Genomic DNA, 25905 nt, shown 5'->3' on the forward strand with positions numbered 1-25905 from the left:
GATGCGTGCATCCGTGGGAGACCAGCTTGTCCAGCACGGCAGGGTGGTCGGCCAGCACGACCAGGTGTCGGAAGTCGTCGAGGTGATGGGCTCGGAGGGCAACCCGCCCTACCGCGTCCGTTTCCCGGACGGACACGAGGCCGTGATGTCCCCCGGCCCTGACTGCCAGATCAAGCACAAGGAGAAGGAACAGCAGCTCTAGGGCCTGTCTGACAATTCACGTCGGGTCGGCCCGCGGCGTCTGGTGCCGTGCATCGCAAGGCGGAGGGCCGCCCTTGTACTGGATGTACCTGGGCGTACCCGACAACGCGGCGAGGTGCGGTGCCAGGCGTCGCGGGCCCGGCGGGAATTGTCAGACAGGCCCTGGCCGGGAGCTCCGTCCCGGACGGGCCGCGCCGGTTCAGCGCGGGGTTCTCGCCGGCTGCCGGTAGTGGTCGGCGACCACCCGTGCCATCGCGCCGATCGGGTCCGCCGCCACCTCCTTGGCGGCGAAGAAGACGTGACCGCGCACCTGCGGGTACCGGGCGGCCAGCGTCAGGTGACGGGACAGCTCGACCGGGTCCTGCCACTCGGACGGCTGCCCCGCGGCACCCGCCTTGTACAGCGCCTCCCCGACGTACAGCCGGGTGCCGGTGCCCCGGGCCACCTCCGCCCACCAGTCGACCAGGGTCGCGTAGTCGGCGGCGGCGAAGCCGATGTGCCAGTAGAGCTGCGGGACGATGTAGTCGATCCAGTGGTTGCGCACCCAGGTGCGGGTGTCCGCGTGCAGGTCGTCGTACGTCTGCACGCCGGCCCGGGTGTCCGAGCCGAGCGGGTCGGTCGTGGCGTTGCGCCACACCCCGAAGGGGCTGATCCCGAACCGGGTGCCGGGCCGGACCCGCCGGATGCCGGCCGCCGTCTCGCGGACCAGCCGGTCGATGTTGTCCCGGCGCCAGTCCGCCCGGGAGGCGAAGTCGCCGCCGTACCGGTCGTAGGAGGCGTCGTCGTCGAAGGTCTGGCCGGCGACCGGGTACGGGTAGAAGTAGTCGTCGAAGTGGACGGCGTCGACCGGATACCTGGCGACGGCGTCCAGCATGGCCCGCTGGACGAAGGCGCGGACGTCCGGGCGGCCCGGGTCGTAGTAGAGCTTGCCGCCGTAGGGCACCACCCAGTCCGGGTGCACACGGGCCGGGTGGGACGCGACCAGCCGGCCGGGGTCGGTGTGGTTGGCGACGCGGTACGGGTTGAACCAGGCGTGCAGCTCCAGGCCGCGGGCGTGCGCCTCGTGCACGGCGGTGCCCAGCGGGTCCCAGCCGGGGTCCCGGCCCTGGGCTCCGGTCAGGTACTCGGACCACGGCTCGTGGGGCGAGGGCCACAGCGCGTCGGCCGTCGGGCGCACCTGGAGGATCACCGTGTTGAGCCGGTCCCGGACCGCCCGGTCCAGATGGGCGATCAGCTCCGCGCGCTGCTCGGCGGCGGTGAGGCCCGGCTTCGAGGGCCAGTCCCGGTTCGCCACGGTCGCGAGCCACACGCCCCGCATCTCGGCGGCCGCGCGGTGCCGGCCGGCCGCGGTCCGCCCGGCGCCGGAGCCCGCCCGGCCGGACGCCGCGTACGCGTCCTGGGCTCCGGCCGCCCCGGCCGCCGCCAGTGTCGACAGCGCCGCGGCCGTGAACGCCCGGCGTGAGATCCGCCCCATACCCGCCACCCCCATACGCTCCGGATCCGCTCCCTCACGGATCGTCCCGCGCCCCAGGATGCCCCCACCCGCGCGATCGATCATCGATACTTGGCGGTAACGTGCACGATCGGAGCAGGCGCCGACCAGGAGGCCTGCCACACCCGGACAAAGCCGCCGGAGAACCAGCGAAGGGGACGATGTGACCGACATCGAGCGCGTCGGAGTCGTGGGCTGCGGCCAGATGGGCGCGGGCATCGCCGAGGTGTGCGCCCGCGCGGGACTGGACGTGAAGGTCGCCGAGACCACCGGCGAAGCCCTGGAGATCGGCCGTACCCGGCTGTACAACTCCCTGGCGAAGGCCGCCGAGCGCGGCAAGATCACCGAGGAGGAGCGGGAGGCCACGCAGGCGCGGCTCAGCTTCACCACGGACCTCGGCGAGTTCGCCGACCGCGACCTGGTGATCGAGGCCGTGGTGGAGAACGAGCAGGTGAAGACGGAGATCTTCCAGGTGCTCGACCAGGTGGTGACCCGTCCGGACGCCATCCTCGCCTCCAACACCTCCTCCATCCCGCTGGTGAAGCTGGCGGTCTCCACCTCCCGGCCCGACCATGTCGTGGGCGTCCACTTCTTCAACCCGGCCCCGGTGCAGCAGCTGGTGGAGCTGATCCCCGCGCTCACCACCTCCGAGGGCACCCTCAGCCGGGCCCAGGCCTTCGCCGAGAAACTGCTCGGCAAGCACGCGATCCGCGCCCAGGACCGCTCCGGCTTCGTGGTGAACGCGCTGCTGGTGCCCTACCTGCTGTCCGCGATCCGGATGTTCGAGTCCGGCATCGCCAGCCGGGAGGACATCGACAACGGCATGGAGATGGGCTGCGCCCACCCGATGGGCCCGCTGAAGCTGTCCGACCTGATCGGCCTGGACACTATCGTCTCCATCGCCAACTCCATGTACGCCGAGTACAAGGAGCCGCTGTACGCCGCTCCCCCGCTGCTCCAGCGCATGGTCGAGGCGGGCCGGCTCGGCCGGAAGACGGGATCGGGCTTCTACAGCTACTGATTACCGTCCGCTACGCCCGTGGGCCCGGCACCGGATTCGGTGCCGGGCCCATCTGTTTCACACGCCGTGTGCGCGCCGGGCCCGCATATGCCCGTCACACACGCTCCCCACGCGCCCACCAGCCGAGTTGACTCTGCATGCGCATGCAAGGGGTGCGGAACCCCTACGTCCGACTACGGAAAGGAGTGGACCCGTGAGCGCCGAACCGGAGCATCCCGTGGTCCATGGTGAACTCGCAGAGTTACGGCGCCGACTCGACGTGGCCTACGCCCGCGTCGAGGGAGGACTCGCCCTGCTCAGTCACCGCGCCGAGGAGACCGCCAAGGAGGTGGACGACCTGCACACGCGCATGGCCTCGCTGGAACACACGCGCTGGCCCCTGCCCTCGCTCGCCGTCCTCACCGCCCTCGGAGCCCTCGTGGTGACGGTCTGGCAGGCGCTGGCCCGCTAGCCGACGGCGTCGCCGGCGAGCCTCATGTGGTGCAGCAGCAGTAACGCGGCCGCCATGTTGGCGGCCGGGACCTCCCCACGGGCGATGAGGTCGGGGACGACCTTGAGCGGGACCCACTCCCGGCGGTCCGACTCGAAGTCGTCCACGGGATGTCCGACGTACTCGCCGCGGTCGGACCAGTAGATGTGGTGCCGGGCGTCGGTGAGGCCGTTGGACGGCTCCACGCTCATCAGGTGGTGCAGCGGTCCCGGCCGCCAGCCGGTCTCCTCCTCCAGTTCCCTGGCGGCCGCGCTCGCGACGTCCTCGCCGTCCTCCACCACGCCCGCGGCCAGTTCCCAGCCCCAGCTGTCGGTGATGAAGCGGTGCCGCCACAGCAGCAGGACCTCGTTGGCCTCGTTGACGACCGTGGCGACGGCGACCGGCCGCAGCCGGATCAGGAAGTGGTCGAGATGCCGGCCGTCCGGCAATTCCACATCCGCGAGATTGACGCTGAACCAGCGGTTCTCATACACAGTTTGTTCGTTCTGTTTCGTCCACTGCACGGTTCTGCCACCTTCCGCCGAGTAAGGGGCAATATCGCAGCAGCGGCGGTGTACCTACAGTGGGCCTACAGCGGTAGGCGCGGTACGCCTACAGCGGTACGCGCAGTGCGCCGTCGATGAGTTCGGCGGCTTCGGCGGTCCCGGCCGAGCCGCAGCGCACCAGGTGCTCGCGCACCGCGCGGAGTCTGTCGCGCAGCCGCTGGGACTCCATCCCGCGCGCCTGCTCGGCCATCCGCACGGCCGTGGCCACCGCGGTGTCGGCGTTGCCCTGGCGCAGCTCGATCGTGCTGAGCATGGCCAGCCGGTGCACCCGGCCGCGGTCGTGGGCCGGGTTGTCCACCGCGGCCGCCGCGTGCTCCCGGGCGGCGGCCAGTTCGCCGAGGCTCAGCAGCGCCTCGGCCACCTGGACGTTGACCAGGCCGGGCTGGACGTAGCCGGTCTCGTCGGGCTCGTACCCGCGCCGGATGCGGTCGGCGGCCGTCTCGGCCCGGCGGATGCAGGACAGGGCGCTGCCGGAGTCGCCGAGGTGGGCGTACGCCTTGGCCTGCATCGCGTACAGGTCGGAGGCGAGGGCCGGGGTGATGTGCCTGCCGGCCGCGCGCAGGGCGGCCTCGGCGAACGCGACGGCCTGCCGGTGCTCCCGCATGAACAGCGCCTGGTTGACCAGCAGCGCGATCACGTAGGCGCCGAGCCCCCGGTCCCCGCTGGCCTTCGCCAGCCGGAGGGCCTGGTGGAAGTAGCGCTGGGCCAGGCCGTGCGCGTCGGAGTCGTAGGCGCAGATGCCGGCGATCGCCACCAGGCCGCCCGTGGCCCGGTGCAACTGACGTCCGGTGGCGTCGGTGTAGCCGCCGCGCAGCAGCGGGGCCGCCTCGGCGTTGAGGAAGCCGACGATCCGCGCCCGGGTCGCGACGCCGCCGGCCTTGCGGTACATCTGCTCGTAGTGCGTGCGGGCGGCGCGCAGCAGTTCGAGGTCGGCCGCGGTGACCCGGTGCCGGCCGCCCCGGGAGACGTCCACGTCCTCGGGCGGGTTCTCCCACTCCCACACCGGCATGACGGCGGGGGTGCCGGTGACCGCGGGCGCGCCGAGCACGTGCGGGCGCTGCTGTTCGTCCGAGCGCCACAGCGCGGTGGCCCGCTCCACGAAGCCGGACAGCGAGCCGGTGTGCGGGGTGCTGGGCTCACCGGGCACCCCGAGGCCGATGTCGTCCAGCGTCACCGGCCGGTGCAGCCGTCCGGCGAGCACCTCGCAGATCAGGTCGGGCACCTGGCCGCGCGGCCGCTGGCCCTTCAGCCACCGCGCCACGGCCGTGTGCTCGTAGCGCAGCGCGAGGCCCCGTCCGCGCCCGGCCTGGTTCACATGGGCGGCGAGACCGGCGTGCGAGATGCCCGCCTCGTCCAGGATGGCGTCGAGCAGAGTGTTGGGCTGCATGAGTGCCCCCCGAGTGGCCTGGTGACCGTCAGCGTAGTGGCTCGGCCTTCACACGGGGTGTGAACGGAGTGCGCGCACCCGGGCCGTGCGCGCACTGTCGCGGAGCGTGGTCCCGCCGCTTGACTGGTCGCCCGGCCAAGCCACCGGCTCCCCCTCGAAAAGCGGTGGCTTGGCCGGGTCGGCCACGGCGGCTCGGGGGCGGTGGGCGAAAACGGACGGACCGGCCCCGCAGGACCGGTCCGTCCGCCGCCGGCGGGCACGGGCCCGCGCGGCGGGCCGCCTCGGCGCGGGTCAGCCCCGCAGCACCGCTCCGGTCCGCTCGCCCGCCAGGGCGACCGCGGCGTCCCGGGCCGCGGACGCCTCGTCCACGGTCAGCGTCCGGTCACCCGCGCGGAACCGCAGCGCGTAGGCCAGGGACTTGCGCCCCTCGCCGAGCTGCTCCGCGTTCTCGTACACGTCGAACAGCCGGATGGACTCCAGCAGTTCGCCCGCGCCCTCGCGCAGCGCCGCCTCGACCTCGGCGGCCGGGACGGGCAGGTCGACCACCAGGGCGACGTCCTGCGTGGCCACTGGGAAGGTGGAGATGGCCGGCGCCTGCGGAACGCCGTCGCCGGCCGCCGCCAGGGCGTCCAGGTCCAGCTCCATCGCGCAGGTGCGCTCGGGCAGACCGAGCGCCTTGAGGACGCGCGGGTGCAGTTCGCCCGCGTGGCCCACGACCCGCTCGGCGCCGTCGGCGACGACGAGCAGCTCGGCGCAGCGGCCGGGGTGCCAGGGGCCGTACTGGCCCTTGCGGACGGTCAGGTCGGCACCGGCCTCGCGGGCGACGGCGCGGCCGGCCTCGATCGCGTCGGCCCAGTCCGCCGGGCGGCCCTTGCCCCACCAGCCGGCCTGCTCGCGGGCGCCGGTGAGCACCACGGCGACGTGCCGGGGCTGCTCGGGCAGCGCGCCGTCCAGCGAGGCGATGTCCTGGTCGGTCGGGCGGCGGTCGACGGGCAGGTGCACGCCGGGCAGCCGCTCCTCGCGCGGCTGGAACACCAGTCCGGTCTCGAACAGGGCCAGGTCGTGCGAGCCGCGGCCGTCGTTGCGCCGCAGGGCGCCCAGCAGGCCGGGCAGCAGCGTCGTGCGGAGCGCGGGCTCCTCGTCGTTGAGCGGGTTGACCAGCTTCACCACGCGGCGGGCCGGGTCACCGGACTCCAGGCCGAGCTGGTCGAAGACCTGCTCGCCGACGAAGGGGTAGTTCGGCGCCTCGACGTAGCCCGCGCCGGCCAGCGCGCGGCCGACCCGGCGGTGCAGCCGCTGGCGGTGGGTCAGGCCGCGGCCGGAGGCCGGCCTCGGCAGCGTGGAGGGCAGGTTCTCGTAGCCCTCGAGGCGGATGACCTCCTCGGCCAGGTCGTTGGCCTCGGTGAGGTCGGGACGCCAGGACGGCACCGTGACGACCAGGTCGTCCTGGCCGTAGACGTCGCAGCCGATCTCCTGCAGCCGGCGCACCACGGTCTCGCGGCCGTACTCCACGCCCGCGACCCGGTCCGGGTGGTCCGCCGGGACCGTGATGGTCCGCGGGGCGGAGGGCGCGACGACCTCGGTGACGCCGGCCTCGGCCGTGCCGCCCGCGAGCAGCACCAGCAGGTCCACGGTGCGCTGCGCGGCGGCCGCGGCGGCCTGCGGGTCGACACCCCGCTCGAAGCGGCGGGAGGCCTCGGAGGACAGCTTGTGACGGCGGGCCGTGCGGGCGATCGAGACCGCGTCGAAGTGGGCCGCCTCGACGACCACGTCGGTCGTGGCGTTCTCCACGTCCTCGTGGTCGGCGATCTCCGTGTCGGCGCCGCCCATCACGCCGGCCAGGCCGATCGGGCCGCGCTCGTCGGTGATGACCAGGTCCTCGGAGTGCAGCGTGCGCTCGACGCCGTCGAGGGTGACGAGCTTCTCGCCCTCCTCGGCCCGGCGCACGCCGATGGTGCCCTGGACCAGAGTGCGGTCGTAGGCGTGCAGCGGCTGGCCCAGCTCCATCATCACGTAGTTCGTGACGTCGACGGCGAGCGAGATCGGGCGCATGCCGACCTTCTGCAGCCGGCGCTGGAGCCAGATCGGGGAGCGCGCCTCCGGGCTCAGACCGGTGACGGTGCGGGCGGTGAAGCGGTCGCAGCCGACCGGCTCGGCGACCTTGACCGGGTAGCCGAAGGCGTTCGGGGCGGGCACGTCGATCAGCGCCGGGTCGCGCAGCGGCAGGCCGTAGGCGATGGCGGTCTCGCGGGCGACGCCGCGGATGGACAGGCAGTCGCCGCGGTTGGCGGTGACGGCGATGTCCAGCACCTCGTCGACGAGCTGGAGCAGCTCGACGGCGTCCTTGCCGACCTCGGTCTCCGGCGGCAGCACGATGATGCCGTGGGTGCCGTCGTCGCCCATGCCCAGCTCGTCGCTGGAGCAGATCATGCCGTGCGAGGTCTTGCCGTAGGTCTTGCGCGCGGCGATGGAGAAGCCGCCGGGCAGCGTGGCGCCCGGGAGGACCACGACGACCTTGTCGCCGACGGCGAAGTTGCGGGCGCCGCAGACGATCTCCTGGGGCTCGCCGGTGCCGTTGGCCTCGCCGACGTCGACGGTGCAGAAGCGGATAGGCTTCTTGAAGCCCTCCAGCTCCTCGATGGTCAGCACCTGGCCGACGACCAGCGGACCCTTGAGGTCGGCGCCGAGCTGCTCGACGGTCTCGACCTCGAGGCCCGCCGAGATGAGCTTGGCCTGGACGTCACGGCCGGTTTCGGTCGCCGGCAGGTCGACGTACTCCCGCAGCCAAGAAAGCGGGACCCGCATCAGATCTCCATCCCGAACGGCCGGGTGAACCGGACGTCACCCTCGACCATGTCTCGCATGTCTTCGACGTTGTGGCGGAACATCAGCATCCGCTCGATGCCGAACCCGAAGGCGAACCCGCTGTACTTCTCCGGGTCGACGCCGCAGGCGGCCAGCACCTTGGGGTTGACCATGCCGCAGCCGCCGAGCTCGATCCAGCCCTCGCTGGAGCAGGTGCGGCAGGGCCGGTCGGGGTTGCCCACGGACTCGCCGCGGCAGACGTAGCACACCATGTCCATCTCGGCGGACGGCTCGGTGAACGGGAAGAAGTTCGGCCGCAGCCGGGTCTTCATGCCCTCGCCGAACAGCGACTGGACCATGTGGTCCAGGGTGCCCTTGAGGTCGGCCATGGTCAGGCCCTCGTCGACGGCGAGCAGCTCGACCTGGTGGAAGACCGGGGTGTGGGTGGCGTCCAGCTCGTCGGTGCGGTACACGCGGCCGGGGCAGATCACGTAGACCGGCAGCTCACGGCTGAGCAGCGAGCGGATCTGCACGGGCGAGGTGTGGGTGCGCAGCACGACGCCGGAGTCGGCGGTGCCGTCGGGGCCCTCGACGAAGAACGTGTCGGCCTCGCCGCGGGCCGGGTGGTCCGGGCCGATGTTGAGCGCGTCGAAGTTGAACCACTCGGCCTCGACCTCGGGGCCCTCGGCGACCTCGTAGCCCATGGCGACGAAGACGTCCTCGATGCGCTCCGAGAGCGTGGTCAGCGGGTGCCTCGCGCCCGCGGGGACGCGGTCGTACGGCAGCGTGACGTCGACGTCCTCCTCGACCAGCACGCGGGCGTCCCGCTCGGCCTCGAGCTCGGCCTGGCGGCCGGCGAGGGCCTTGTTCACGGCGCCGCGGGCCATGCCGACGCGCTTGCCGGCGTCGGCCTTGGCGTGCGGGGGCAGGGCGCCGATCTCGCGGTTGGCGAGGGCCAGCGGGGAGGCGGGGCCGGTGTGGGCGACCTTCGCCTCGTGGAGCGCGTCGAGGGAGTCCGCGGCGGCGAAGGCGGCGAGCGCCTCGTCCCGCATGCGCTCGATCTCTTCCGGTTTCAACGCCTCGACCTCGACAGGGTCGTACGACTTATTGGGTGCCGACATTTCTTCCCGTGCTTCCGATTGGCTGGCGGACGGTCCCCGTCACCGACTCCGAGACGGCGGTGGCTCGCTGCGGGCCGTGTACAGGACACAGTGGTGCCAATCGCCGAGTCTAACGGGGCGGGGGTGGACGAATGGCCCGTGGGCCGCTAGGCGAGATACGCCGGCGCGCACACGGGCAGCGTAAATCGGAACTCGGCGCCGCCGCCGGGGGCGCGGCCGACCGTGATGGTGCCGCCGTGGGCCTCGACGATGCCCTTGACGATGTACAGCCCGAGACCGGTGCCGCCGCGCTTGCTGCCCCGCCAGAAGCGGGTGAAGACGCGGTTCATGGACTCCTCCGGGATGCCGGGCCCCTCGTCGCTCACCGTGACCGACGTGGCCGTTTCCTCGCCCTCGCGCGGGGATGCCGCGGGCGTGATGTCAATGGTGACGGTTCCCTCGCCGTGCCGCACCGCGTTTTCCAGCAGGTTGCTCAGCACCTGGTCGACCTTGTCGGGATCGGCCCACAGCGCGGGCAGCGGCTGCTCGACGCGCAGCAGGAAGCGGTCGGCCCGCTGGCCCGCGGCGACGTAGGCCTGGATGTGCCGGCCGACGGCGGCGCCGATGTCGACGGGCTGCCGGCGCACCTCCAGCCGTCCGCTGTCGATCCTGGAAATGTCCAGCAGCTCGGCGATGAGGCGGGTGACGCGGTCGGCGTCGGCGTCGACGGTCTCCAGCATCAGCCGCTTCTGGTCGTCGGTGAAGCGTTCCCACTTGGCGAGCAGCGTGGCGGTGAAGCCCTTCACGGAGGTGAGCGGGGAGCGCAGCTCGTGCGCGACGGTCGCTATCAGCTCGGCGTGGCTGCGCTCGGTGCGGTGGCGGGCCTCGGTGTCCCGCAGGGAGACGACCAGCCCGCGCACGGGCCCGAGGGGTTCGGCGCGCACGTACCGCGCGGAGACCAGCACCTCGCGTCCGCCGGGCAGCAGCAGGTTGCGCTCCGGCTGCCGCACCCGGATGGCGAGGCCGCCGTAGGGGTCGGTGAGCTGCCACCAGCGCCGCCCCTCCAGGTCCTCCAGGGGGAGCGCCTTCTCCAGGTGCCGGCCGAGGGCGTCCTCGGCGCGGAGGGCGGTGATGCGTTCGGCGGCGGCGTTGAAACAGGTCACGCGGCCGTGTTCGTCGGCGGTCACCAGGCCGTCGGGCAACTGGTCGGGGTCGATGCCGGTGTGGTCGGCGTGCCGGGGCGCGGGCGTGCGGCGCGCGTCGCGCCCGTCCGGCGCGGTGCTGCTGCCGACCACCCTCATCCCCGTACCCCACCTCTCAGACGGCGCAGGGCCCCGAGCTGGCCACCCTACTAGCTCTGGGTGACGGAGCGGCACCCTCCGGAGGCGCGCTGGGCGCGCGCCGACGCGTAGAGACATACGGCGGCGGCGGTGGCGAGGTTCAGGCTCTCGGCCTTGCCGTGGATGGGGACGCGCACGACGGCGTCGGCCAGCGCGCGGGTCTCCTCCGGGAGCCCCCAGGCCTCGTTGCCGAACACCCAGGCGGTGGGGCCGCCCATGGTGCCCTTGTCGAGTTCCTCGTCCAGGTCGCGGTCGCCCGCCCCGTCGGCGGCGAGGATGCGCACGCCCGCGTCCTTCAGGCCCTCGACGGCCCGCTCGACGGGCACGCCGACGGCGACCGGCAGGTGGAAGAGGGAGCCGACGGAGGCGCGCACGGCCTTGGGGTTGTAGAGGTCGACGGAGGCGTCGGTGAGCACGACGGCCTCGGCGCCCGCGGCGTCGGCGCAGCGCAGCACGGTTCCGGCGTTGCCGGGGTCGCGCACGTGGGCGAGCACGGCGACCAGCCGGGGCCGGGCGGCCAGCACGTCCTCGAAGGACGTGTCCAGGAACCGGCAGACGCCGACCAGGCCCTGCGGGGTGACGGTGGTGGAGATGTCCGCGATGACGTCCTCGGAGGCGAGGTGCACCCTGGCGCCGGCCTCGCGGGCCGCCCCGACGATGTCGGCGTACCGTTCCGCGGCCTCGACCGTGGCGAACAGCTCGACGAGCGTGGGGACGCCGTCCGCGCGGTGCCCGGCGGCCTCCCTGACGGCCTGCGGGCCCTCCGCGAGGAACAGCCGGTCCTTGCCCCGGAAGTTCCGCTTGCCGAGCCGCCGGGCAGCGACGACACGACCGGACCGGGCCGAGATCAGCTCGGGACTGACGGGGGGCATCTTCCTCTTCACCTTCGGGAGCTCGGCGGGGCGCCCCGCGGGGGCACGGGGAACGGCGCGACCAGCCACGGAGTACCCGCGGCCGGCCGAGGACCCCAATGATTGGACCCGCAAGCCTCACGAGGCTTGCGGGTCCATGAGCCGGCCTGGAGCCGGCGCGGCGTCACGCGGCCTTGGGCGCGTTCACGTCGCTCGGCAGAGCCTTCTGGGCGACCTCGACGAGCGCGGCGAACGCGGTCCCGTCGTTGACGGCCAGCTCGGCCAGGATCTTGCGGTCGACCTCGACGTTCGCGGCCTTCAGACCCTGGATGAAGCGGTTGTAGGTCATGCCGTTGGCGCGGGCAGCGGCGTTGATGCGCTGGATCCACAGCTGACGGAAGTCGCCCTTGCGCTTCTTGCGGTCGTTGTAGTTGTAGACCAGCGAGTGGGTGACCTGCTCCTTGGCCTTGCGGTACAGGCGCGAACGCTGACCGCGGTAGCCGGAGGCCTGCTCGAGGATCGCCCGGCGCTTCTTGTGGGCGTTGACTGCCCGCTTGACGCGTGCCACTTCTTAACTCCTTGTAGCGGGGCCGCGGGGATACTCACGCGGCCCGGAAACGAATGGGTCCCGGTTCAGACGTACGGCGTCGCCCTGGCGACGCCGGGGCGTCACTTGCCGAGAAGCTTCTTGATCTTCGCGGCGTCGCCCGGGGCCATCTCGGCGTTGCCGGTGAGGCGACGCGTCACACGGGACGACTTGTGCTCGAGCAGGTGGCGCTTGCCGGCGCGCTCACGGAGCACCTTGCCGGAGCCGGTGATCTTGAAGCGCTTGCTGGCACCGCTGTGCGACTTGTTCTTCGGCATAGCGCCGTTCTCTCCTCGTCGGTGGCGCTCCGGTGCCCGGTCGTGGAAACCGGGCACGGTGGAGCGTCGCTCTTGTTTCGGTTACATCCTCGGGGACACGTGTCCCCCGGGATCACGCCTCGGCAGGCTCCTCGGACGGCGCCTCGGACGGCGCCTCGGCCTCGGCGGCGTTCTGCGACTTGCCGGGGTTGGCCTTCGCGTCCGCCTTGCGGGCTTCCTGTGCCTGGCGAGCCTCGGCCATCGCCTCGGTCTTCTTCTTGTGCGGACCGAGGACCATGATCATGTTTCGGCCGTCCTGCTTCGGGTTCGACTCCACGAAACCGAGGTCCTGGACGTCTTCCGCGAGACGCTGCAGCAGTCGGTAGCCCAGCTCGGGGCGGGACTGCTCGCGGCCACGGAACATGATCGTGATCTTGACCTTGTCGCCCTGCTTGAGGAACCGGACGACGTGACCCTTCTTGGTGTCATAGTCGTGCGGGTCGATCTTCGGCCGGAGCTTCATCTCCTTGATGACCGTGTGCGCCTGGTTCTTGCGCGCCTCACGGGCCTTCATGGCCGACTCGTACTTGAACTTCCCGTAGTCCATGAGCTTGCACACGGGCGGACGGGCGTTCGCCGCGACCTCGACCAGGTCCAGGTCGTACTCCTGCGCAAGCTCCAGTGCCTTGGCCAGCGGGACGATGCCCACCTGCTCGCCACTGGGACCGACAAGTCGCACCTCGGGAACGCGAATCCGGTCGTTGATGCGGGGCTCGGCGCTGATGGATCCTCCTCGGTAGCACCACGCGACCGCCTGGCGGACAGCCGCGTATGTCTGTTTTCTACAGACCTAACCGCGCCGAGGCACAAAAAATGCCCCGGACGATCACAGGCGGGGCTCCCACGGCTACCGGAGCACCGCCGCGGGAGACCGCGGGGCGCGCTTCGGACGGCTCCATCGTCCGTACGGAACGATGGTGGCCGTCTGACCGGATGACCCGCCGTCCCGGAGGACGGTCAGGTGGGAGATCGGAGCCTCCACTTGTGGGCCGGGCACAGCGTGTCCGGCCGGTCGTCTTCAAGGTTAGCAGGATCGCTTGACAAGGGCTAATTGAGGAGGCGTGCCGGGGAGCGCCTATCGTGTGGGGCATGAGTGACATCCCTCCTGAGTCCCCCGACTTCGACGCGATGACCCGGGACATCGCCGAGGTCCCCGCCGTCGAGGTGATCGTGACGGTCGCCGTCAACCTGATGAGCGCCGCCGCCGTGAAGCTCGGGCTGAGCGAGGAGGGCGAGAAGTACAAGGACCTGGACGAGGCCCGCAAGCTGATCGGCGCGCTGGCCGGCCTGCTGGACGCGAGCGCCACCGAGGTCAGCTCCTTCCACGCGGCCCCGCTGCGGGACGGCCTGAAGTCGCTGCAGCTCGCGTTCCGCGAGGCCTCGATCGTGCCGGACGAGCCGGGTCAGGGCCCGGGCGAGAAGTACACCGGCCCGATCTACGGCTGACCCGAGGCGCGGCACCGGCTTACCTGCCCGGCCGCTTCCTCACTCCCGCACGAACAGGGGCTCGCCCGGAGGCGTGGTCCCGGCCGGCAGCAGTGCCAGGTCGAGGCCGCCCACCAGGCGGGCCCTCAGTGTCTCGTCTGCGGCCAGCCGCCCGGCGACGGCGCGGGCGGCCCCGGCGGGGTCGGCGGCCGGGTCGAGGACCAGGGCGAGGGTGCCGTCGGCCCGTCCGGGGCCGAGGTGGGCGCGCAGGACCGCCGGCTCCGCGGCGACGGCGCCGCGCACGGCCCGGATCACGGTCGGGTCGGCGAGCGGGTCGGTGCTGGTGCGGCCCTCGGCCAGGGCGAGCAGCGCGGGGCCGGTCAGCTCGAAGGGCACCGGTCCGGCGAGGTCGAGCACGACCGTGTCCGCCTTCTCGTGCGCCGCGGCCTCCAGCGCCTGGTGCAGGGGTACGGCGACGGGCCGGGCCGCCGGGTCCCAGCGGGCCAGGGACTCGGTGGAGGTGAAGGCGGGCAGGGCGGTGCGGTCGCCCGCCTTCAGGGTGGGCACCGCCATGTCGCTGGTCTTCTCGCGGCGCAGCCCGTTCTCGTCCTCCTCGACCTCACCCAGCACGGCCACCACCGGCACCAGCAGCCGGGCGCCCTTGAGCGCCGCGAGGACCGGCCCCACGGCGGCGCGGTCCCCGGCCCAGGCGGCGAGCGCGGCGCTCAGCCGGGGGTCGGCGGAGCCGTCGTCGTCGGAGTAGCCGGAGTCGGGAATGTTCTTCTTCGCCACGGTCCCGACCCTATAGGGAGGCAGGCCCCGGGCCCGTCCCGGGCCGGGGGGCGAAGCCAGGGCCGAGGCGGGGGCCGGGACCTGCGCAGGGACCCGCGGGGGCCGCGGCCGGCGATGGGGCCGGGGCCCGGGGACCGGCGCCGGGTCGTGGGCCGGGTCAGCCGTAGGCCAGGCTCAGCGCCAGGTAGCAGGCGAAGGTGGACAGGACGTAGTAGGCGGCGGACGCGGCCGGCCAGCGCGGGGCGCGGGCCCGGAAGAACCGCCAGCAGGCCCGGGCGGGCAGCAGCAGCGGCAGCAGCGACAGCGGCACCAGCAGCGCCTCCGGGCGGGCCTGCGTGAGAAGCAGCAGCACCGACAGCACGGGGGCCGCGAGCGCCACGGCCACCGTGCCGCCGAGGCCGAGGGTGCTGACGTAGCTGCGCTCACCGGGCTTGAGCCCGCGGGTGATCTTCTTGGCGAACTCCAGGTGGACGGTGACCAGCACGGTGATCACGATGGCCAGCACTCCCCCGCGGTCGGCGCCCTGCCCGGTGTCGCCCAGGTAGCGGGTGTACAGGTAGACGTGCAGCAGCAGTTGGGCGGGGAAGCTGATCAGGAGGCTGAGCAGCAGCCGGTCGCCCGGCGGCCAGGCCAGGGCCCGGTCGGCGGCCAGCACCAGGGCGCAGTAGAGGAGTTGCCCGGCGAGCACGGCGAGGGCGGCCGGGCGGCCCGCGTTCAGGGCGAGGACGAGGACCGCGCCCACGGCGCACAGCGCGAGCAGGTCGCGCTCGCGCACGGCCCCGGCGGCCAGCGGCCGCCGGGGGTTGAACGCGCGGTCGTAGGCGAGGTCGCGGATGTCGTCCACGGCCCGCATCAGCAGCAGCGTGACGGTGAGCGTGAGCGCCGCGGTGAGGGTGCCCGCGCCGGGGCGCCAAGCGGGGTGCGCGGGCTGGACGACCGCGAACAGCCCGGAGACGCCGTAGGCCCACAGGAACGCGAACGCCACGGACGGCAGCGGCGGGTAGCTGCCCGCCACGAAGCGGGCCCAGCGGCTCAGCACGGCCGTGCCTGACCCGACGGGCGGACGCGTACCGGCAGTTCCCACACCCCGCGCATGAACATCCGGTCGCGCCAGTCCAGTTCGGCCGGGTCGGCGGCGAGTTCCAGTCCGTCGAGCCGGGCGAGCACGGCGGTGAGGCCCTCCTGGAGCTCCACGCGCGCGTGGGCCGCGCCGAGGCACAGGTGGCGGCCGTGGCCGAAGCCGATGTGCGGGTTGGGCGAGCGATCGGCGCGGAAGACGTCCGGGTCGGGGAAGACCTCCGGGTCGCGGTTGGCGGCGTCGGTGAGCGGGACGACCACCTGGCCGGCGGGCAGGACGCGGCCCGCCAGGCGCACCTCCTCGGTGGTGACGTGCGGCTGGCCGCCGGTGCCGGCGAACCAGACCCAGCGCACCAGTTCCTCCACGGCGGCCGGGACCGCCGAGGGGTCGCGGCGCAGCTCGTCGGCGAGGCCGGGCGTGGTGAGCACGTGCAGCACGCACATGGCGAGGTGGGAGGCGGTGGTCTCGCCGCCCGCCATCATCAGGCCGAAGCCGAAGACGGCGATCTCCTCGTCGCTGAGCCTTGAGTCCGGCGGCGCGGTCAGCAGCTGGGTGAGCAGGTCGTCGCCGGGCCGGCCGGCCTCTACGGCCGCGCGGCGCTCGGCGAGCTGCCCGAAGAAGTAGTCGTACATGAAGGAGTGGGCCCGGGCGCTCTCCTCCGGGGTGAAGCGCCCGGCGGACATCATGACGGTGACCTCGGGCAGCAGCCGGTCCAGGTCGGCCACGGGCACGCCGAGCATCTCGCAGATCACCCGGTAGGGGAACGGGGTGGTGAACTCGGCGATCAGGTCGACGGGGCCGTCGGCGGCGCGCAGCCGGTCCAGGAGTTCGGCGGCGATGGCGGCGATGCGGGGCCGGTCCTCCTCGGCCCTGCGGTGGGTGAAGCGGGCCTGGACCCGGCTGCGGCGCCGGGTGTGGGTGGGCGCGTCGCTGGTGACCAGGGCCAGGGCGCTGGACTTCCGGGCGAACAGGGTGCCGCCGGCCCAGGCCTCGCGGCTGAAGCGGTCGTCGGACAGGACGGTCCTGACGTCCTCGTGGCGGGTCACGAGCAGTGCGTCCCGGCCGTTCCCGAGCCGCACCGGCACCAGCGGCTCCTGGCGGAACCGGGCGAGCCGGCCGGGGTCGAGGCAGACGCCGGGCAGGTCCGGGAAGGGGTAGGCGGGCGGCTGCCGGTCGGGGCCGGCCCCGGTGACCGGGCACCGCAGGGTGGACGTCCCGGTCATCGCAGCCACCCCTCGGCGGGTTCGAGCTCCTGGTCCGGGGCGCCGTGCCAGTACTCGTGGAAGGAGGCGCAGCGGCCGTCGGCGGCGAACCGGAGCACCAGGCAGCCGGCCGCGTTGCGGGGTGCGCCGGTGGCCGGGTCGTACAGGACGCACCACCACTCCACGGCGGCCCGCCCGCCGGAGACGACGGGCTCGCCGAACCACATGCGGGCGTCCTTCTGCCGGGACAGGGTGTTGCGCCAGTGCGCGGCGACGGCCTCGCGGCCGGTGTGCGGGGCGCCGTAGGGGCCCTGGTGGTAGACGGCGTCGTCGGTGAAGAGGGCGGCGATGGCGTCCGCGTCGCGGGCCCGCCAGCCGTCCGTCAGGGCGTCGATCCACCGTTGCACGGCCGTGGTGGCCCCGGGCGCCGGGGCGAGGGTCTGCGGCTGGGTCATGTCCGTTCCTTGTACGGGGAGGGCGTCCCGGTGGCCCAGGACGGGGTGGCGGTGATCTCGACGACGGCGGCGAACAGGGAGACGCCGAAGCTGTTGTTGAGCATCAGCACCCGGTCGCCGGGACCGACCTGGCGGGTCTCGACGAGGTGGTGCAGGGCGGCGAAGTGGTCGCTGGTCGTCATGTGGCCGAGGGCGCGCCCGAAGTCGAGGACGCCGCGGGCCGGGTCGATGCCGAGGGGTTCGAGGACCGAGCGGATGTACTCGGGGCCGCCGGACAGCACGTGGGTGACGCGGGTGATGTCGCCGGGCCGCAGCCCCGCGTCCTCGATGGCGCGCAGTCCGGTCTCGGTGCGGGCCGCGTCCACGGCCTTGCGGGCCAGGGTGGCGGCGCCGGGGTCGCTGCGGGCGTAGTCGATCATCCGGGCGACCAGGTCGATCCGGCCGGTGCGGGTGCGCCGGGGCGGGAAGAGCGCGCCGCGGGGGCGGTTCATCTCCTCCAGTTCGGGCAGCGAGCCGGAGACCAGGGACAGGACCCGGGCGAAGCCGCCGCGGGTGGACAGCACCACGGCGGTGGCGGCGTCGCCGAGGATGGAGGGGCGTTTCATCCGGGCGCCGCTCTGGTAGCGCCAGCGGTCGACGCGTTCGGTGCCGAAGTTCTCGGCGGCCGTCACCAGCGCGGCCGTGCGGGACGGGTCGGCGCTGAGGTGGCCGTGGGCCAGTTCCAGGGCGCCTAGGGCCGCGTTGCAGCCCTGGCGCACCTCCATCGCCGGCACCCGGGTGCCGACCGCGTGCCGGAGCACGTACTGGTGCGGGGTCCACAGTTCGGGGCCCTGCTCGTGCAGCGAGGCGTGCAGCACGAGCGCGATGTCGGCGGCCTGGTGCGCGGAGCGTTCCAGCGCGGTGCGGGCGGCCTCCACCGCCATCTCGGGCGGCGAGACGTCGCCCGCCACGGCGGCGCCGGTCCAGCCGCCGGCCCGCCACTCCTCCTCGGCGTACCGGCCTTCCGCCACCGCGCGTTCGGCCGGGTAGGGCCGGGGCAGGTAACAGCCGAGGCCGTCGATGAACAGGTCGGCTACGCGCACGGTCCGTCCTCCTCCGCCGCGGTGTCGTCGCCGGGCAGCAGGCGTACGGTGCCCGCCGCGCCGTCGATCTCGATGAAGGCGCCGTCCTCGATGGCCGTCATGGCCTCGCGGACCGCGACGACGGTGGGGACGCCCAGCAGCCGGCCGCTGATGGCGGTGTGCGAGACGAGGCTGCCGCGCTCGACGACGATGCCCTTGGCGGCCATCATCAGCGCCAGCCAGCCGGGGTCGGTCTCCTTGGCGACCAGGATCCGTCCCACGCACTCCTCGGGCGGCACGTCGGTGTCCCGGACGACGAGGGCCCGGCCGCGTGCCGTGCCGCTGCTGGAGGCGATGCCGCGCAGCACGCCGTCCGCGTCGGGGCCGCCGGCCGCCGCGGTGTCCTGGCGGGAGGCCAGCGCCACCGGCACGGGCAGGCCGCCGGGGACGGTGAAGTAGGCGGGCGGGTCGGCGGCGGCCGCGCTCTCGGCGGCCCGGGCGGCGCGCCGGCGCACCAGGGCGCGCAGGTCGGTGTCGGGCAGGGTGCCGTCGAAGGCGCCGAGCACCTCCTCGGTCTGCAGGTGGACGACGTCCTCGGCCCGCTCCAGCAGGCCCGTCTCGACCAGGCGCCGGGCGAGGTGGCGCATCACCTCGCGGGAGACGCCGTAGAGCTGGCTGCGGCAGAACCGGGTGTCCTCGCGGGCCTTGACGCTGAACCGCAGCGAGGCCAGCACGGCGCCGAGCGCGGCCCGCTTGAGCGGGGCGGGGCAGGCTTCGCGCAGGGCGCGCCGGGCGGCGTCGCGGGCGGCGGCCTCGTCGGCCTCGTTGGCGGCGACGGTCAGGCCCTGGCCTATGTAGGGGCGCAGCGCGGTGACGATCTGCCAGGGTTCCTGGCGCGGGGTCAGGACCTCCAGTTTGAGGTCGTGCAGCGCGCGGTCGCCGTAGGTGCGCAGATGCCGGGCGAAGGCGTCGGCGGTGCCGGTGCCGTACTTCCCCTCGGTGATCTCCCGCCAGACCTCGGGCGCGGGGCGTTCCAGGACGGCGGCGCGCAGGTCGGGGTCGGCGGCGGCGCGTTCGGCGAGGGCGAGCGCGGAACGGACCGAGGCGAGCGTGCGGTTGGGGCGGCCGCCGCCCATCAGCCGGGGCAGCAGCGCGCGCCCGTCCGGCACCCAGCGCTCCAGGAGGGCGTCGGCGCAGGTCAGGGAGACCAGGGCGAAGTAGCTGGCGACCATGGTGACGCCCCAGCGGTGTTCGGCCTCGGTCCACATGGTGCGGTAGCGGGCGATGAGCTCGTCGGCGGTGCAGTCCTCGAAGGAGGGCCAGCGCGCCATCAGGTCGTCCCACCAGCGCAGGAACTCGCGCAGCCGGCGCGGCTGGGTGAGGTAGGCGCGGGTGAGGCGGGGGGCGGCGCGCAGCACCTGCTTCCAGGCGCGGCGGCGGGCCGCCGGGCCGGGGGCGGTGTCCTGGTCGCGTTCGGTGAGGCCGAGGGAGCGCTGCCACATGGGGCGGATGAGGTCGAAGCCGGGGATCTGGCCGTGCAGCGCGAACCAGGCGTCGAGCCGGTAGTAGACCCGCCCGTCGAGGTGCCCGATCATCCGGCTGAGGTGGTGCTGGTTGCGGCGCAGGGAGTCCTCGGGCACGCCGAGCCGGCGGTAGAAGTCGGCGAAGCCGGTCCGGTAGAAGACGCGCGCCTGGGAGTAGGTCAGCGTGGAGGTGACGCCGGGGAAGGACTCGGTGAGGTTGTGGTTGGTCCACGGCACCGGCGGCGCGCTCTCCCGGGGCGGGGCCGCGGCCCGCACCACGGGCCTCGCCTGGACGAGGTGGATTTGGCCGTCGGCGGTGAGGGTGCCCTCGATGTCCTGGGGGCCGCCGAACAGTTCCTCGGCGCGGGCGGCCAGTGCGCCGACGGCGCGTACCTCGTCGTCGGACAGCACGGGCGGTCCGCCGAGCGCGTCCGGGACGGGCAGCAGCACCGGGCCGGCGTCCGGCCGGGCCGGGTCGAGGCCCGCCATCACGGACTTGACGGCGAGTTCGGCGTGTACGGCGCCGGTGGCGCGGTCCATGAAGAAGTGGTCGATGTCGGCCTTCTCCTGCACGATGCCCTCGCCGATGCCGTGCGCGGCGGCGACCACCGCCTGGTCGGCGCCGCCGCGCGGATCGCTGGTGAACATCACGAAGGACCGCACGCCGGGCACCATCCGCTGGACGCCGACCGCGACCCGCACGGCGGTGGCGTCGACGCCGCGCCGCACGCGGTAGAGCACGGCCTCGGGGTTGTAGGCGGAGGCCCAGCAGTCCGCGACGCGGTCCAGGAGGGCTTCGCGGCGGACGTAGAGGTAGCTGTCGGAGAGTCCGGCGAAGGGGTCGTCGGCGCCGTCCTCGCCGCTGCCGTCCGCCTCGGCGGCGACGCAGCCGCGCACGGCCACCAGCCCGCCGGGGCCGGCGAGTTCGTCGAAGCCGGCGAGCACCTGCCGGGCCAGCCCGGGCGGCAGCGGGGTGGCGCGGACCTCGTCGCGGGCCGCGCGGGCCCAGGCGGTCAGCTCCGCGGTGCCCGTCCCGGCGCCCGGGAAGCCGGCGGGGACCGGCACGCAGGCCGTGTAAGCCTCCGCGGTCAGCGCGAAGAAGGCGGGGACGGGCAGCCCGGCGTGGCGCATCTCGTGCTGCCGGGAGAACTTGTGGCCCACCAGGGCCGGGTCGGCGAGCGCGGCTTCGGCGGCGCCGGCCAGCAGCGGGCCGCTCGTGGTGGCCGGGCCGGTGCGGGCGAGCGGGGTCGTGGAGGCCATGGGCTACCACACCCCCGGCAGCAGCCGCGCCCGGCCGCCCGCGTATCCGGGGTATCCGGGTACGGCCCACAGGACGCGTTCCTCGACCCGGATCCGCCACACGATCACCGCGGCGAGGGCGAGCAGGAACAGCACGCTCAGCGGATTGCAGAAGAAGGCCACGAACGCGGCGTTGGCCAGCAGCATCCCGGTGTACGCGGGGTGCCGGACGTGCCGGTAGGGGCCGTCGGTGACGATGGAGTGGTCGGAGTAGCGGACCACGTGGTGGGAGTAGAACCGGCCGAGGGCGCGGATGGCGGTCAGGCGCAGCGCCACGGACGCGGCGAACACCACGGCCGGCACGGTCAGCCACACCGACCAGGCGTGCCAGGGCAGCGGCCACAGCACCGCGGAGACGCCGGTGCCGGCGCGGGCCAGGGCGTACGGCAGCAGGGTGCTGTTCTCGGCGGCGGACTGCTTGGGGTGGCGCACGGTGATGCCGGTCTCGGCGAGGATCCACAGCAGGTAGAGGCCCGCGAACAGGGCGGCCTCCGTGTGCGGCCCGGCGCTGTCCGAGGTGAGCTGCAGCGCGATGGCGAGGGCGAACAGGGCGCAGGTCAGTGGCAGCAGGGCGCGCAGGACGAGGACGACGAGGCGCTGGTTCATGCCGCGACCCCGGCGCCGGCGCGGAAGGCCCGGTAGGCCTCGGGGGTCAGGCCCTTGCTGACGTAGACGAGGCTGCCGATCCCGGTGCCCGCTCCGTCGCCCGCGACCAGCTCGAAGGTGAGCCGGGCCTTGTCGTCGGACATGCGGGTCTGCCGCCAGCGCAGGGCCAGCGGAAGCGTGGCGGGCAGGTCGGCCGGCAGGTCGGCGGTGAGCCGCAGCCACAGCATCTGCACCTCGTCCGGCCAGCCGCCGACCCGGTGCGAGAGCCAGGTGGCGAACTGGCGGCCCGCCTCGACGACCGACTTCACCGAGCGGCGGCCCGGGCGGCGGCTCGCCAGGGTGTGCCCGGCCCCCGGTAACAGGACCGCTGCGGTGAACACGCCGTCCTCGGCGCGGGGTTCGCCGAGCATGACGTTCTCCGGGCGGGTGCGGTGCACCAGGGAGGCACGGGCGGGCTCGCCGGCCGGCGCGTGCGCCGCGGCCGCCCCGCCGGGCCGGCCGGCCTCCGGGTCGCCGGTGAGGGTGAACCAGCTGTCCGAGACGACGGTCGGGCCCTGGGTGACGCGCAGGGTGTGGCGGCCGTTCTCGGGCGGGGCCGCGTAGAGCACCAGCCCCGGGGACAGCTCGGGCATCACCCGGAAGTTGACGACCCACTTCACGCGCGAGCCCGCCGGGATGTCGACGCGGTCGGCGACGGCGTCCGCCATGGCGCACGCCAGGAGCATGCCGGGGACGTGGTCCAGCGGGTGGTCGTAGAAGAACGGGTCGCTCTGGTCGACGGTCAGGTCGGTGAGCCAGGAGTCGGCGTCGTGGTCCCGGGCGGTGCGGGGCCGGTCCCCGGCCGGGTCGTGGCCGGTCCGCTGAACGCGTGTCTGGGCTCGGGTCGTTGGCGTGGTCATCCGTCTTCCTCGATTCCTGACTGTGCTGCTGCTCGGCTCGGGCCGGCCCGCGGCGTCGGTGCCCGTGCCCGCGGTGGCGGCGCGCCGCCCGGCCCCCGGTGTGTCACGTGGGGCGCGTCCGCGGCGCCGGGTCGGGTGCCCGGCCGCATCGGTGCGGGCCGTCCTCGGCCCGGTGTTCGCGGCAGTCTTGACGAGGCGCCTGACATGCCGCTGACCCCTGCCGGGGGCAGCGGCGCCCGGCATGACAGCGTTGTCCGCGCGTCAGCGGCGGGTCAGCGGCCCGGACCACGATCGGTCCTCTGTTCGCTTGTCGAGGGACCGGACGCGGGCGCGGGCCGTGACGCGGCCGGCGGCGCGCGGTCCCCGTGATCCGGCTGGGGAGGCCTCCGCATGATTCTGGTGACGGGCGCGACCGGAGTGGTGGGCGGCGAGGTGGCACGGAGGCTGGCGTCGGCCGGTCCGGTGCGCGTGTTCTGCCGTGACGCGGCGCGGCTGCCGGCGCTGGGCGCGAACTGCGAGGTGGCCGTCGGGTCGTACCAGGACCACGGTTCGCTGCTGCGCGCGTTCGCGGGGGTGGACCGGGCGTTCCTGGTCACCCGCGATCCCGGCGGCGACAGCGACGCGCGTTTCCTGCGCGCCGCGGAGGCGGCCGGGGTGCGGCACGTGGTGAAGCTGTCCGCGTACGCGGCCGGCGAGGACGACGCCGACGACCTGATCACGCGCTGGCAGCGGGACTGCGAGGACCTGCTGCGCTCCTGCGGTCTGGAGTGGACGCTGCTGCGCCCGCGCGCGTTCATGTCGAACACGCTGGCGTGGGCGGGCTCGATCCGCGCCGAGGGCGTGGTGCACGCCCTGCACCCCGGGGCGCCGAGCGCCTGCGTCGATCCCCGGGACATCGCGGAGGTCGCGGTGGCGGCGCTGACCTCACCCGGGCACGAGGGCCGGATCCACCCGCTCACCGGTCCGGAGGCGATCTCCGCCGCCGACCAGACCCGGGAGCTGTCCAGGATGCTCGGCATCCCCCTGGTGTGCCGCGAACTGACGGCCCGGCAGGCGGCGGCCCGCTGGTCGCGCCGTCATCCGCCGCACGTGGTCGAGGCGCTGCTGCGCGGCGCCGAACGGCAGTCCAGGGGCCGGAAGACCACCGTGGACCCGGCGTTCACCCGCCTCACCGGCCGTGCGGCCCGGTCGTACGCGCGGTGGGCGGCGGATCACCGGGACGCCTTCGGGCCGGTGCCCGCGGCGGCGGTGCTCGCCGGGGCCGCGCGGCCGCGGTAGGGGCCGTCCGGCGGTTTCCGTCGTCCGCCACGGGGCGGGCGGGAGGCGCCGGGCCTCAGTACTCCTCGCCGTACTCCTCGTCGCGCCGCCGGCCCTGGTCGCGGCCCCGCCACAGGACCACGCCGGCCACCAGCAGCACCGCGCCGGCGCCGCCCGCGAGCGGGCCCGCCCAGCCGGAGGCGGAGCCCGTGGCCGTGGCGGTGTCCGGGCCGGGGCCGAAGTACTCCTTCCCGTACGACGCCGGGCGCAGGCTCCGGGGCTGGAGGCGGGCCGCGGCCTTCAGGGCCGCCGCGGGGTCGATCATGCCGAAGCCCCGTGAGTCGTCCCGGCCGCCGACCGGGGCGTCGCGGGCGGTGTCCTCCAGCACCTTCTTCACCTGGGCCGGGGCCAGCCCCGGGCGGGCCGCCTTGATCAGCGCCGCGGCGCCCGAGACGTAGGCCGCGGCGGCCGAGGTGCCCCAGCCCTCGTAGTACTTGTGGTCGGGGTCGGCGATCACGACGTTCACGCCGGGCGCGCTGACCGCCGCGTACCAGCGGCGGGTGGAGAAGGAGGCGCGGGTGCCGTAGCGGTCGACGGCGGTGGCCGCTATGACGCCCGGGTAGGCGGCCGGGTAGGAGACGTGGTCGCCCTTGGCGCCGCCGTTGCCCGCGGAGGCCACGACCACCACGCCCTTCTTCAGGGCGTACTGCACGGCCTCGTCCTCGCCGGGCTCCGGGTGGGCGGAGTCGGAGTCGTCGCCGAGGGAGAGGTTGATGACGTCGGCGCCGTGGTCGGCGGCCCAGCGGATGCCGTCGGCGAGGGCGTTGCCCCGGGTGGTGCGGGCCTTGCCGCGGGCGGAGTCGCCGTCCTCGAGGATGACCCGCACGGGAAGGATCTTCGCCTCGGGGGCGACGCCCATGACGCCGTCGGTGCGGCCGGCGCCGTGGCCGTGACCGGCGATGATGCCGGCCATGGCGGTGCCGTGCCGGGCCCACTCCCGGTCTCCGGGGCCGGCGCCGAAACCGATCATGTCCTTCGCGGCCAGGACGTTGCCGGTCAGGTCCGGGTGGCCGGCGTCGACGCCGGTGTCCAGCACGGCGACGGTGACACCCCGGCCCTTGGTGGTGTGCCAGGCCTCGTCCAGACGCAGGGCGGACAGGCTCCACTGCTGGGCGCGGATGCCGTCGGCGCGGGCGGCGGCGGACGGCAGCAGGACGAGGGAGCCGGCGAGCAGCAGGCTCACCGCTGACCCCACCCCGCTCAGGCGCCGGCTCCGGCGCGGGAGTCGCCTCATGAGGGGCTCTCCGTGGCCGGTCCGGCGGTCTGGCGCAGCCGGCGTTCGACGCGGTCGGCCAGGCCCTGCGCCTCCTGCCCGAGGCCGGCCTGAGCGGCGGCCGAGGCGGCGCCGGCCCGTACGGCCTCGGCGGCGGGCTGCGGCGAGTCGACGGTACGGCCGTCGGCCCAGCCGGAGACGGCGTAGGCGACGACCGGGGCGTCGGTGAGGACGGAGACGGTCCAGGCGGCGCGCTGCCCGTCGCCGAACAGGGCCGCGGCGGTGCCCTTGGCCGCGTACGGCCGGGGCATCAGGTCGGTGCGCCGGTCCAGGTGCTCGTCGCGGAAACGGGCGGCGAGGGCGGACATGGCGGCGGGGTCGCCCTTGGTGAACATCAGGCCCACGGTGGTGACATGGCTCTGGGTGGCGTCGGTGTACGTGGCGCGCAGCAGCCTCCGGCAGCCGACCGGGGCGAGTACCTCGCGCAGCAGCGGGTCGAAGGCCCCGGCGCAGCCGCTGTCCGGGGCGACGGCGATCCGGGTCCAGGTCCGGTCGGCGCCGCCGGGGCCGGCGCCGGTGCCCTGGACGACGGGCGGGAACAGCTTGTCCACGGGGACGCTGTGCCACAGCGCGCCGGCCGCGCTGAACCCGGTGCCGGCCTTCCCGTCGGCGCCGTCGCCGGTGAGCCAGCTCCCGGTCGCCGCACCGCCGATGAGGCCGAGACCGAGGACCAGACAGGCCGCCGCGGCGGCCGCGCGGGGCCCCAGCCACGCGGGGGTCCGGGTCCGCGGCCGCTCACCGTACTCGGGCACCCCGAACGACACGACGGGCCGCCCGGCCCCACCGGCGCCCCACGACAGACCGGGGTCCGGCGACACCGGCGCGGGGCTCCCGGGGTAC

At 74.2% G+C, this 25905-nt stretch carries 25 protein-coding genes; 5 read left to right on the forward strand and 20 right to left on the reverse strand.

Annotated elements, in window-relative coordinates; translation table 11 throughout:
- The first annotated feature begins 1 nt into the window (after position 1).
- A complete protein-coding gene (locus TNCT1_RS23110; RefSeq protein WP_143635248.1) occupies positions 2 to 202 on the forward strand; it encodes a DUF1918 domain-containing protein in 201 nt (66 codons plus the stop codon).
- 198 nt (positions 203 to 400) lie between these two features.
- Here the strand turns inward: TNCT1_RS23110 and TNCT1_RS23115 are convergent, their stop codons facing one another.
- Positions 401 to 1675: a glycoside hydrolase family 10 protein gene (locus tag TNCT1_RS23115; RefSeq protein WP_143635250.1), complete on the reverse strand. Its 1275-nt coding sequence runs from the start codon at positions 1673 to 1675 to the stop codon at positions 401 to 403.
- A 181-nt stretch (positions 1676 to 1856) separates the two neighbouring features.
- Between TNCT1_RS23115 and TNCT1_RS23120 the strand changes: the two genes are divergently transcribed.
- Both TNCT1_RS23120 and TNCT1_RS23125 read left to right on the forward strand, forming a co-directional pair.
- Positions 1857 to 2714 (forward strand): 3-hydroxybutyryl-CoA dehydrogenase, encoded by an 858-nt coding sequence (locus TNCT1_RS23120; protein WP_143635252.1) that lies wholly within the window; start codon positions 1857 to 1859, stop codon positions 2712 to 2714.
- A 193-nt stretch (positions 2715 to 2907) separates the two neighbouring features.
- Positions 2908 to 3165 (forward strand): hypothetical protein, encoded by a 258-nt coding sequence (locus TNCT1_RS23125; RefSeq protein ID WP_143635254.1) that lies wholly within the window; start codon positions 2908 to 2910, stop codon positions 3163 to 3165.
- On the opposite strand, the gene TNCT1_RS23130 is transcribed toward TNCT1_RS23125, so the two are convergent.
- The 9 genes from TNCT1_RS23130 to infC all read right to left on the reverse strand — a co-directional run bounded on the left by TNCT1_RS23130 (position 3162) and on the right by infC (position 12859).
- A complete protein-coding gene (locus TNCT1_RS23130; RefSeq protein WP_143635257.1) occupies positions 3162 to 3707 on the reverse strand; it encodes an NUDIX hydrolase in 546 nt (181 codons plus the stop codon). The genes TNCT1_RS23125 and TNCT1_RS23130 overlap by 4 nt on opposite strands.
- Positions 3708 to 3795: 88 nt before the next feature.
- The gene (locus tag TNCT1_RS23135) at positions 3796 to 5136 is read right to left on the reverse strand and encodes a transcriptional regulator (protein WP_143635258.1); all 1341 of its coding nucleotides are present in this window, start codon (positions 5134 to 5136) and stop codon (positions 3796 to 3798) included.
- Positions 5137 to 5427: 291 nt separating this feature from the next.
- Positions 5428 to 7941 (reverse strand): phenylalanine--tRNA ligase subunit beta, encoded by a 2514-nt coding sequence (gene pheT, locus TNCT1_RS23140; protein ID WP_143635260.1) that lies wholly within the window; start codon positions 7939 to 7941, stop codon positions 5428 to 5430.
- A complete protein-coding gene (pheS, locus tag TNCT1_RS23145) occupies positions 7941 to 9062 on the reverse strand; it encodes a phenylalanine--tRNA ligase subunit alpha (RefSeq protein ID WP_143635262.1) in 1122 nt (373 codons plus the stop codon). The genes pheT and pheS overlap by 1 nt, the downstream gene beginning before the upstream one ends.
- Positions 9063 to 9208: 146 nt before the next feature.
- On the reverse strand, positions 9209 to 10342 hold the full coding sequence (locus tag TNCT1_RS23150; RefSeq protein ID WP_143635264.1) for an ATP-binding protein: 1134 nt from the start codon (positions 10340 to 10342) through the stop codon (positions 9209 to 9211).
- Positions 10343 to 10392: 50 nt separating this feature from the next.
- Positions 10393 to 11253 carry an RNA methyltransferase gene (locus TNCT1_RS23155; RefSeq protein ID WP_143635266.1) on the reverse strand — a complete coding sequence of 287 codons (861 nt, stop codon included), beginning with the start codon at positions 11251 to 11253 and terminating at the stop codon, positions 10393 to 10395.
- Between the two features lie 163 nt (positions 11254 to 11416).
- Entirely contained in the window at positions 11417 to 11800 is a 384-nt protein-coding gene (rplT, locus tag TNCT1_RS23160) for a 50S ribosomal protein L20 (protein ID WP_143635268.1), read from the reverse strand.
- A gap of 101 nt (positions 11801 to 11901) precedes the next feature.
- Positions 11902 to 12096 carry a 50S ribosomal protein L35 gene (rpmI, locus tag TNCT1_RS23165; protein ID WP_003977225.1) on the reverse strand — a complete coding sequence of 65 codons (195 nt, stop codon included), beginning with the start codon at positions 12094 to 12096 and terminating at the stop codon, positions 11902 to 11904.
- Positions 12097 to 12208: 112 nt separating this feature from the next.
- The gene (gene infC / locus TNCT1_RS23170; protein ID WP_143635270.1) at positions 12209 to 12859 is read right to left on the reverse strand and encodes a translation initiation factor IF-3; all 651 of its coding nucleotides are present in this window, start codon (positions 12857 to 12859) and stop codon (positions 12209 to 12211) included.
- Positions 12860 to 13224: 365 nt separating this feature from the next.
- Here infC and TNCT1_RS23180 point away from each other — a divergent pair, with 365 nt between their 5' ends.
- Entirely contained in the window at positions 13225 to 13581 is a 357-nt protein-coding gene (locus TNCT1_RS23180) for a DUF1844 domain-containing protein (protein WP_143635273.1), read from the forward strand.
- Positions 13582 to 13620: 39 nt separating this feature from the next.
- Here the strand turns inward: TNCT1_RS23180 and TNCT1_RS23185 are convergent, their stop codons facing one another.
- The 8 genes from TNCT1_RS23185 to TNCT1_RS23220 all read right to left on the reverse strand — a co-directional run bounded on the left by TNCT1_RS23185 (position 13621) and on the right by TNCT1_RS23220 (position 22475).
- Positions 13621 to 14352 (reverse strand): SseB family protein, encoded by a 732-nt coding sequence (locus TNCT1_RS23185; protein WP_143635275.1) that lies wholly within the window; start codon positions 14350 to 14352, stop codon positions 13621 to 13623.
- 157 nt (positions 14353 to 14509) lie between these two features.
- The gene (locus TNCT1_RS23190) at positions 14510 to 15391 is read right to left on the reverse strand and encodes a hypothetical protein (protein WP_143635277.1); all 882 of its coding nucleotides are present in this window, start codon (positions 15389 to 15391) and stop codon (positions 14510 to 14512) included.
- Entirely contained in the window at positions 15385 to 16653 is a 1269-nt protein-coding gene (locus TNCT1_RS23195; protein WP_160160427.1) for a cytochrome P450, read from the reverse strand. Before TNCT1_RS23195 ends, TNCT1_RS23190 begins: the two co-directional genes overlap by 7 nt.
- Positions 16650 to 17087 carry a nuclear transport factor 2 family protein gene (locus tag TNCT1_RS23200; RefSeq protein WP_143635281.1) on the reverse strand — a complete coding sequence of 146 codons (438 nt, stop codon included), beginning with the start codon at positions 17085 to 17087 and terminating at the stop codon, positions 16650 to 16652. Before TNCT1_RS23200 ends, TNCT1_RS23195 begins: the two co-directional genes overlap by 4 nt.
- Positions 17084 to 18169 (reverse strand): ketoacyl-ACP synthase III family protein, encoded by a 1086-nt coding sequence (locus tag TNCT1_RS23205; protein WP_143635284.1) that lies wholly within the window; start codon positions 18167 to 18169, stop codon positions 17084 to 17086. The genes TNCT1_RS23200 and TNCT1_RS23205 overlap by 4 nt, the downstream gene beginning before the upstream one ends.
- The gene (locus TNCT1_RS23210; RefSeq protein ID WP_143635286.1) at positions 18160 to 20931 is read right to left on the reverse strand and encodes a PEP/pyruvate-binding domain-containing protein; all 2772 of its coding nucleotides are present in this window, start codon (positions 20929 to 20931) and stop codon (positions 18160 to 18162) included. Before TNCT1_RS23210 ends, TNCT1_RS23205 begins: the two co-directional genes overlap by 10 nt.
- A gap of 3 nt (positions 20932 to 20934) precedes the next feature.
- A complete protein-coding gene (locus TNCT1_RS23215) occupies positions 20935 to 21576 on the reverse strand; it encodes an isoprenylcysteine carboxylmethyltransferase family protein (protein WP_143635289.1) in 642 nt (213 codons plus the stop codon).
- Entirely contained in the window at positions 21573 to 22475 is a 903-nt protein-coding gene (locus TNCT1_RS23220) for an AfsA-related hotdog domain-containing protein (RefSeq protein ID WP_143635292.1), read from the reverse strand. Before TNCT1_RS23220 ends, TNCT1_RS23215 begins: the two co-directional genes overlap by 4 nt.
- Before the next feature lie 390 nt (positions 22476 to 22865).
- Here TNCT1_RS23220 and TNCT1_RS23225 point away from each other — a divergent pair, with 390 nt between their 5' ends.
- Positions 22866 to 23753 carry an NAD(P)H-binding protein gene (locus TNCT1_RS23225; RefSeq protein WP_143635295.1) on the forward strand — a complete coding sequence of 296 codons (888 nt, stop codon included), beginning with the start codon at positions 22866 to 22868 and terminating at the stop codon, positions 23751 to 23753.
- Positions 23754 to 23808: 55 nt separating this feature from the next.
- Here TNCT1_RS23225 and mycP read toward each other — a convergent pair whose 3' ends face one another.
- Positions 23809 to 25026: a type VII secretion-associated serine protease mycosin gene (gene mycP, locus TNCT1_RS23230; RefSeq protein ID WP_143635297.1), complete on the reverse strand. Its 1218-nt coding sequence runs from the start codon at positions 25024 to 25026 to the stop codon at positions 23809 to 23811.
- Positions 25023 to 25883, reverse strand: coding sequence for a hypothetical protein (locus TNCT1_RS23235; RefSeq protein WP_174266413.1), 861 nt, complete (start codon positions 25881 to 25883; stop codon positions 25023 to 25025). Before TNCT1_RS23235 ends, mycP begins: the two co-directional genes overlap by 4 nt.
- Positions 25884 to 25905 lie beyond the last annotated feature (22 nt).

Origin of the sequence: Streptomyces sp. 1-11, assembly GCF_007176755.1 — a bacterium.
Taxonomy (GTDB): Bacteria; Actinomycetota; Actinomycetes; order Streptomycetales; family Streptomycetaceae; genus Streptomyces.

Coding starts and splice junctions, on each gene's coding strand:
- TNCT1_RS23110 (WP_143635248.1), top strand. CDS start 2: ATGCGTGCATCCGTGGGAGACCAGCTTGTCCAGCACGGCAGGGTGGTC.
- TNCT1_RS23115 (WP_143635250.1), bottom strand. CDS start 1,675: ATGGGGCGGATCTCACGCCGGGCGTTCACGGCCGCGGCGCTGTCGACA.
- TNCT1_RS23135 (WP_143635258.1), bottom strand. CDS start 5,136: ATGCAGCCCAACACTCTGCTCGACGCCATCCTGGACGAGGCGGGCATC.
- pheT (WP_143635260.1), bottom strand. CDS start 7,941: ATGCGGGTCCCGCTTTCTTGGCTGCGGGAGTACGTCGACCTGCCGGCG.
- pheS (WP_143635262.1), bottom strand. CDS start 9,062: ATGTCGGCACCCAATAAGTCGTACGACCCTGTCGAGGTCGAGGCGTTG.
- TNCT1_RS23150 (WP_143635264.1), bottom strand. CDS start 10,342: ATGAGGGTGGTCGGCAGCAGCACCGCGCCGGACGGGCGCGACGCGCGC.
- TNCT1_RS23155 (WP_143635266.1), bottom strand. CDS start 11,253: ATGCCCCCCGTCAGTCCCGAGCTGATCTCGGCCCGGTCCGGTCGTGTC.
- rpmI (WP_003977225.1), bottom strand. CDS start 12,096: ATGCCGAAGAACAAGTCGCACAGCGGTGCCAGCAAGCGCTTCAAGATC.
- TNCT1_RS23180 (WP_143635273.1), top strand. CDS start 13,225: ATGAGTGACATCCCTCCTGAGTCCCCCGACTTCGACGCGATGACCCGG.
- TNCT1_RS23195 (WP_160160427.1), bottom strand. CDS start 16,653: ATGACCGGGACGTCCACCCTGCGGTGCCCGGTCACCGGGGCCGGCCCC.
- TNCT1_RS23200 (WP_143635281.1), bottom strand. CDS start 17,087: ATGACCCAGCCGCAGACCCTCGCCCCGGCGCCCGGGGCCACCACGGCC.
- TNCT1_RS23210 (WP_143635286.1), bottom strand. CDS start 20,931: ATGGCCTCCACGACCCCGCTCGCCCGCACCGGCCCGGCCACCACGAGC.
- TNCT1_RS23215 (WP_143635289.1), bottom strand. CDS start 21,576: ATGAACCAGCGCCTCGTCGTCCTCGTCCTGCGCGCCCTGCTGCCACTG.
- TNCT1_RS23220 (WP_143635292.1), bottom strand. CDS start 22,475: ATGACCACGCCAACGACCCGAGCCCAGACACGCGTTCAGCGGACCGGC.
- TNCT1_RS23225 (WP_143635295.1), top strand. CDS start 22,866: ATGATTCTGGTGACGGGCGCGACCGGAGTGGTGGGCGGCGAGGTGGCA.
- mycP (WP_143635297.1), bottom strand. CDS start 25,026: ATGAGGCGACTCCCGCGCCGGAGCCGGCGCCTGAGCGGGGTGGGGTCA.